This is a genomic window from Mycobacterium sp., from assembly GCF_049802695.1.
Taxonomy (GTDB): domain Bacteria; phylum Actinomycetota; class Actinomycetes; order Mycobacteriales; family Mycobacteriaceae; genus Mycobacterium.
Genome location: NZ_JBARMY010000131.1, coordinates 1 through 6,301, shown reverse-complemented (window position 1 = coordinate 6,301; position 6,301 = coordinate 1). Strand labels below are relative to the sequence as shown.

Annotated in this window: 7 protein-coding genes and 2 pseudogenes; 5 read left to right on the top strand and 4 right to left on the bottom strand. The window is 65.2% G+C overall.

Annotated elements, in window-relative coordinates; genetic code table 11:
• The 3 genes from WA317_RS05060 to modA all read right to left on the bottom strand — a co-directional run.
• Nucleotides 1-134: ATP-binding cassette domain-containing protein (locus tag WA317_RS05060; RefSeq protein ID WP_425172001.1), on the bottom strand; the 134-nt coding region annotated here is incomplete at its 3' end.
• A 6-nt stretch (nt 135-140) separates the two neighbouring features.
• Nucleotides 141-935, bottom strand: a complete 795-nt coding sequence (locus WA317_RS05055) for an ABC transporter permease (RefSeq protein WP_425172000.1) — start codon at nt 933-935, stop codon at nt 141-143.
• Nucleotides 936-945: 10 nt separating this feature from the next.
• Entirely contained in the window at nt 946-1,734 is a 789-nt protein-coding gene (gene modA, locus WA317_RS05050; protein WP_425171999.1) for a molybdate ABC transporter substrate-binding protein, read from the bottom strand.
• A 164-nt stretch (nt 1,735-1,898) separates the two neighbouring features.
• On the opposite strand from modA, the gene WA317_RS05045 reads away from it, so the two are divergent.
• From WA317_RS05045 to WA317_RS05035, 3 genes and pseudogenes are all read left to right on the top strand, one after another.
• Nucleotides 1,899-2,570: an SDR family oxidoreductase gene (locus tag WA317_RS05045; RefSeq protein ID WP_425171998.1), complete on the top strand. Its 672-nt coding sequence runs from the start codon at nt 1,899-1,901 to the stop codon at nt 2,568-2,570.
• A 45-nt stretch (nt 2,571-2,615) separates the two neighbouring features.
• Nucleotides 2,616-3,535, top strand: a pseudogene (locus WA317_RS05040) (LLM class F420-dependent oxidoreductase).
• A gap of 119 nt (nt 3,536-3,654) precedes the next feature.
• Entirely contained in the window at nt 3,655-5,043 is a 1,389-nt protein-coding gene (locus WA317_RS05035; RefSeq protein ID WP_425171997.1) for an NAD(P)/FAD-dependent oxidoreductase, read from the top strand.
• On the opposite strand, the gene WA317_RS05030 is transcribed toward WA317_RS05035, so the two are convergent.
• Nucleotides 5,040-5,474, bottom strand: a complete 435-nt coding sequence (locus tag WA317_RS05030; protein ID WP_425171996.1) for a PaaI family thioesterase — start codon at nt 5,472-5,474, stop codon at nt 5,040-5,042. The two genes, WA317_RS05035 and WA317_RS05030, sit on opposite strands and share 4 nt — an antisense overlap.
• Nucleotides 5,475-5,766: 292 nt before the next feature.
• Between WA317_RS05030 and WA317_RS05025 the strand changes: the two genes are divergently transcribed.
• Nucleotides 5,767-6,183 (top strand): BlaI/MecI/CopY family transcriptional regulator, encoded by a 417-nt coding sequence (locus tag WA317_RS05025; RefSeq protein ID WP_425171995.1) that lies wholly within the window; start codon nt 5,767-5,769, stop codon nt 6,181-6,183.
• A gap of 14 nt (nt 6,184-6,197) precedes the next feature.
• Nucleotides 6,198-6,301: pseudogene (locus WA317_RS05020) on the top strand (M56 family metallopeptidase); the annotation flags it as partial.

Below are 6,301 nucleotides of genomic sequence, written 5' to 3'. Positions count from 1 at the left end.
ACGACGACATGCAGCGCGGTGGACTTGCCTGCGCCGTTGGGCCCCAACACCGCGAGCACTTCCCCGGCCGACACCGAGAACTCGACGTCGAAGCCCCGGTCGGCGATCACCGCACGCAATTGCAACTCGCTCACCGTCGGCTACCCAACACCCGCCCCGGTCAGCCGTCGCACACCCAGGCCGACCACCACCACGGCGGCCACCGCCATCAGCAGGATCGACAGCGCCACCGCCGCGTCGGCATCGTTCGTTCGCTGCAAATAGATCTCCAGCGGCAACGTTCGGGTGACGCCCTGGCGCGATCCCGCGAACGTCAACGTCGCACCGAACTCGCCCAACGAGCGGGCGAACGCGAGGACCGCTCCAGAACTCAGCCCGGGCGCCAGCAGCGGCAGTGTCACCCGCCACCACACCGCGCTGGGCCTTGCCCCCAGCGTGGCGGCGACCACCTCGTAGTCGGCGCCCGCGCTGCGGGCCGCGCCTTCTGCGGCGATGACCAGAAACGGCAGCGAGACGAACGTCTGCGCCAGCACCACGGCGGTCGTGCTGAAGGCGATATGGATACCGGCGGCATCGAGGTACCGACCGATCAGACCGAGCCGTCCGAAGGCGTACAGCAATGCGATGCCGCCCACCACCGGCGGTAGGACCAGCGGTAACAGGATGAGCGGCCGCAGCAACCGCACCAGCCGCATCCCGCTGCGGGCCAGCACCAGCGCCATCGGCACTCCCAGCACCAGACACAGCGCGGTGCTGGCGGTCGCCGTCTGCAGGCTCAACAGCAACGCGGCCCTGGAGGGCCGGCTGGTGATCAGCGACCCAAAATGCGGCCAGTCCACCTTGACTGCGATCGCCACCAACGGCAGGGCCACGAACACCGTGCCGAGCGCGGCGGGCAGATACACCCAACACGGCAGACCAGCAGGCCGGTGCACGGCTGCTCGCTCAGGGCTTCGCGAAGCCCGCCTGCTCCAGAACCTTCTGGCCTGTCTCACTGGTCACCGCGTCGATGAACTTTTGCGCAGGCCCCGGCCGGGCCGCTGCCTTGAGCACCGCGATCGGGTAGACATTCCTGGCTCCGCCGGCTTCGGGAAACTTGACGGTCGCGACTTTACCGGCGGCGTTCAGCGCGTCGGTGATGTAGACCAGCCCCGCATCAGCCTCACCGGTGGTGACCTTGTTGAGGACATCGGTGACGCTCGGTTCCTCACTGGCCGGGTTGAGGTGCACACCAGTGTTGTCCTCGACGTGCTGAGCCGCAGCTCCACATGGCACCGGCTGCTGGCAGACCACCACACTCAGGCCGGGCTTGTTCAGGTCGGTGAAGTTGTGCACCTGCTTGGGGTTGCCCGGTGCCGTCACAATGACCAGCGTGTTGGACGCGAAGGTGACCGGGTTGGCAGCCAACAATCCGGCTTCGGCGACGTTGTCCATTTGCGCGGTGTCGGCTGAAGCGAAGACGTCGGCGGTCGCGCCCTGGGTCAATTGGGTGGCCAGCTCCGAAGAGCCGGCGAAGCTGAAATCGACGGTGGTGCCGGGGTTGTCAATTCTGAACTGTCCGCCGATCGTGGTGAACGCCGACTTCAGAGAGGCGGCTGCGAACACGACGATCGCGTGCGACGGGTGAGCTGTTGCCGGTGCAGGCTGCGACGGTGCCGCCGGTTTAGATCCGCATCCGGTCAGGGCGGCGACGACGGTGAGTGAGGCGATAGCCGCTAGCCATGTCCGAAGCATGGCTTTGACCGTAGCTGGGGTCCAATAGTTACGGATTGGTGGTCGTGTCGTGTCAGTGCCACGCTCCGCCGCTAGCTACCGTCCAGTAACATGGTGTAGGAATTGGCGCCAGCATGCTGGAGTGCCGGTCCGGGTTCAGCGTCGAACGGAGGAGGTCAAGACAAGTGGACGTGCTGGTCACCGGCGGAGACACGGAGTTGGGTCGAACCGTCGCTGAGAGCTTCCGGGACGACGGCCATAAAGTCACTTTCTTAGGTGCGCACCGTGATCAGCTGGAGGTCAACGCCAAGGAAGTCGACGTGGACGCCATCGTCTGCGACCCCACCGACGCCGGCAATCTCGCCGAGATCAGGAGCCTTCTGCCGCACCACCTCGACACCATCGTCAACGTACCTGGGCCGCGCTGGGAGACCGGCGACCCACGCACCTACTCGCTGTCCGAGCTGGCCGGCGCGTGGCACAGTGCTCTCGATGCCACCCTGCTGTCCGCGGTGCTGACCGTGCAGACCGTCGGTGATCACCTGCGCTCGGGTGGTTCGATCGTGTGTGTGGTGCCGGATAACCCGCGGGCGGGCAGCGCGGACGCCGCGGTGAAGGCCGCGCTGTCGAACTGGGTGGCCGGCCAGGCCACAACCTTCGGCACCCGCGGAATCACCGTCAACGCCGTCGCCTCCGGGCGTAGCGCTCAGCCCGGCTACGAGGGGCTCACCAGCAGCCCGCTTCCGTTGGCAGCGGAGATCTCCCGGCTGGCGCTGTTCCTCACCACCCCCGGCGCGCGCCACATCACCGGGCAGACGCTGCACGTCAGCCAGGGTGCGCTCACGCAGTTCGCCTGAACACCGCCCGCGCTGCGGTGATGGTCTGCGGCTACCGTAATCAGGGTGACAATTCGGCTCGGACTGCAGATTCCCAACTTCTCTTACGGAACCGGGGTTGAAGAACTCTTTCCCACGGTCATCGCTCAAGCACGAGAAGCCGAAACAGCCGGTTACGACTCGGTTTTCGTGATGGACCACTTCTACCAACTGCCCATGCTGGGCGAGCCGGACCAACCGATGTTGGAGGCTTACACCGCGCTGGGTGCGTTGGCCACGGCAACCGAACGAGTTCAGTTGGGCACCTTGGTAACTGCAATACCTATCGCAACCCGACGTTGCTGACCAAGATCATCACCACACTCGACGTCGTCAGCGCGGGCCGGGCGATTCTGGGTATCGGTACCGGCTGGTTTGAGCTGGAGCATCGTCAGCTCGGTTTCGAGTTCGGCACCTTCTCCGAACGGTTCAACCGGCTGGAGGAGGCGTTGCAGATCATCGACCCGATGATCAAAGGGCAGCGCCCGACGTTCGCCGGCGATTGGTACACAACCGAATCGGCGACGGCAGAGCCGCGTTACCGGGATCACATTCCGATTCTGATCGGCGGTCGCGGTGAGAAGAAAACTTTCTCGATCGCCGCCCGCTACGCAGACCATCTCAACATCATCGCCGGATTCGACGAATTACCGGGCAAGCTGGACGCGTTGGCCAGGCGGTGCGACGAGGCCGGCCGTGACCGTTCGACACTGGAGACCAGCATGCTGCTGACGGTGCTGATCGACGAGAACGCCGCCGCGGAACAGATTCCGGCAGAAATGCGCCAGCGCATGCTGGCGGGCAGCCCCGCCCACATCGCCGAACAGGTACAGACGCGGGTGGTCGATGCCGGGGTCGACGGGCTGATCATCAATCTGCCCAACGGTTCAACCCCCGGAGCCGTGACCGCCGCCGCCGAGGCGTTGCGGCCGGTGATGGCCGGCTAGCCTCCGGGCGCTCACTGTGATCGGGCTCGCATGTGGTTGAGCGCACAGGAAAGGGGTATCGGTTGTTCGCCCGGATAGGGTGGATTTGAACCGTCACTGCCGCAAGGAGCCATCACACCATGAGTGCCCATCCCCCAGCAGATGCCGCACTCGGTCGCCGTCACCAGGTCGTCATCATCGGATCTGGATTCGGTGGACTCAATGCGGCGAAGAAGCTCAAGCACGCCGACGTCGACATCAAGCTGATCGCCCGCACCACTCACCACTTGTTCCAGCCCCTGCTCTACCAGGTGGCGACCGGAATCATCTCTGAAGGTGAGATCGCGCCGCCGACCAGGGTGGTGCTGCGTCGGCAGCGCAACGTCCAGGTGCTTCTCGGTGATGTCACGCACATCGATCTGGCCGGTAAGGTCGTCGTGTCAGAGCTGCTGGGTCACGCCTACGAAACCCGTTACGACAGTTTGATAGTCGCCGCCGGGGCCGGACAGTCCTATTTCGGCAACGACCACTTCGCCGAGTTCGCCCCTGGGATGAAGTCGATCGACGACGCGCTGGAGTTACGCGGTCGGATCCTGAGCGCCTTCGAGGCCGCCGAACGATCCAACGACCCGGAACGCCGTAAGAAGCTGCTGACGTTCACCGTGGTCGGTGCCGGCCCGACTGGTGTCGAAATGGCCGGTCAGATAGCGGAATTGGCTGAATACACCCTGAAGGGGACGTACCGGCACATTGATTCGACGCGAGCGCGGGTGATCTTGCTCGACGCCGCCCCCGCGGTGCTGCCGCCAATGGGCGAGAAGCTCGGCAAGCGGGCAGCGGCGCGGCTGGAGAAACTGGGCGTTGAAATACAACTCGACGCAATGGTCACAGACGTGGACCGCGACGGCATCACCGTCAAGGACGCCGACGGCACCATTCGGCGCATCGAATCGGCCTGCAAAGTTTGGTCAGCCGGCGTCTCGGCCAGCCCGCTGGGCAGGGATCTCGCGCGACAGTCGTCGGTGGAGGTCGACCGCGCCGGCCGGGTCAGAGTACTGCCGGACCTGTCGATTCCAGGGCACCCCAACGTGTTTGTGGTCGGCGACATGGCGGCCGTCGACGGCGTGCCCGGTGTGGCGCAAGGTGCCATCCAGGGCGGGAAATATGCGGCGCGCGCGATCAAAGCCGAGCTGGACGGGGCGGACCCGGCAGCACGAGAACCGTTCCAATACTTCGACAAAGGCTCGATGGCCACGGTGTCACGGTTCTCTGCAGTGGCCAAGATCGGACCGTTGGAGTTCAGCGGCTTCATCGCCTGGCTGATGTGGCTGGTGCTGCACCTGGTTTATCTGATCGGCTTCAAGACCAAAGTCACCACATTGCTGTCATGGACGGTGACGTTCCTGAGCACCCGCCGCGGTCAACTGACGATCACCGAACAGCAGGCGTTCGCGCGAACGCGGCTCGAGCAGTTGGCGGTGCTGGCCGCCGAGGCGCAGCGCGATGCGACGGCCAGCGCGGCGAGTTAACGGGTAGCGGCCTGCGGCTCGGGCGCCAGATTCTGCAAACGCACTTGGCCACGCGCTATCAAGCGGTCGTTCTCGTCGGAGAGGGTGACGAGCCACAGCTGCTGACGCCGGCCGCGGTGCACCGGCGTAGCGGTGGCGAATACGGTGCCCGATCCGAGCGCTCGCAAGAAATCGGTGTTGTTGTTGACTCCGACCACCGATCCGCCGCCGTGGGCGCCGAGCCAGGTGTAGGCGGCCACGCTGGCCATGCTTTCGACAACCGAGCAGTAGACCCCGCCGTGCACAATTCCCATGGGCTGCAACAGTTGCGGCCGGATCTCCAGCTGCGCTTTGGCTCCGTCCGGGCTGACCTCGGTGAACACCAGTCCTAAAGCGTTGTCGAATGGCGCCGACAAATCGGGCGGAACGACACCATCTCGGCGCGGTTGCACGCTCTTGTGTTTACACCACCAGGCCTTCGAACGCGGGCGAGCCCCGTGCGACAAGGTCCGGGGCTCGCCGTTGAGTTGACCGGGGGTCCCTGCAGCCCCCAGGACTCGCCGCGGTCGGCAATGCCCAACTCCATTAGGGTAGGCAAGCCTCTCCTAACTTAGTACGGGTCGGAGATGCGAAACGACACGCCGCCCCGCGAACGTTCAGGAGTCGCCGATTACGGGAGTATGCGTACGACAGTCGGTAGTAAGGGGGTAGGGTGAGCCGGGTTGCACAGGAGATGAATGCACTATGGCCAAGCAAATGCGCCTAGGAGATCTTGAGCGTGCGGTGATGGACCATCTCTGGTCCACCCCTGAGCCGCAAACCGTTCGCCAGGTCCATGAGGCATTGTCCGCTCGACGCGATCTGGCCTACACGACCGTGATGACCGTGCTGCAGCGGCTGGCAAAGAAGAACTTGGTGTCCCAGCTCCGCGACGACCGCGCGCACCGCTACGCGCCGATGCACGGCCGTGACGAACTGGTCGCCGGGCTCATGGTCGACGCTTTGGACCAAGTCGCCGACGTCGGCAGCCGGCAGGCGGCGCTGATGCACTTCGTCGAACGTGTCGGCGCCGACGAGGCCGAGGCGCTTCGGCGGGCACTGGCTGATTTGGAAGCACACCAACGGGGAACCCCGGCAAATGGCATTTCCGTGGAGGACTGAGAGAGACTGACAGCGTGTCCGGGCTGGCGTTTACCCTCCTTGCGGCGCTGCTGGTCGGCCCGCTACCGGCCTTGCTCGCACGCGCGACGTGGCCGCTGCGGGCTCCGCGGGCCGCGGT

What these genes read in the sequence shown, in the direction of transcription:
- WA317_RS05025 (WP_425171995.1), top strand. Translation starts at nt 5,767, where the DNA reads ATGGCCAAGCAAATGCGCCTAGGAGATCTTGAGCGTGCGGTGATGGAC.
- modA (WP_425171999.1), bottom strand. Translation starts at nt 1,734, where the DNA reads ATGCTTCGGACATGGCTAGCGGCTATCGCCTCACTCACCGTCGTCGCC.
- WA317_RS05035 (WP_425171997.1), top strand. Translation starts at nt 3,655, where the DNA reads ATGAGTGCCCATCCCCCAGCAGATGCCGCACTCGGTCGCCGTCACCAG.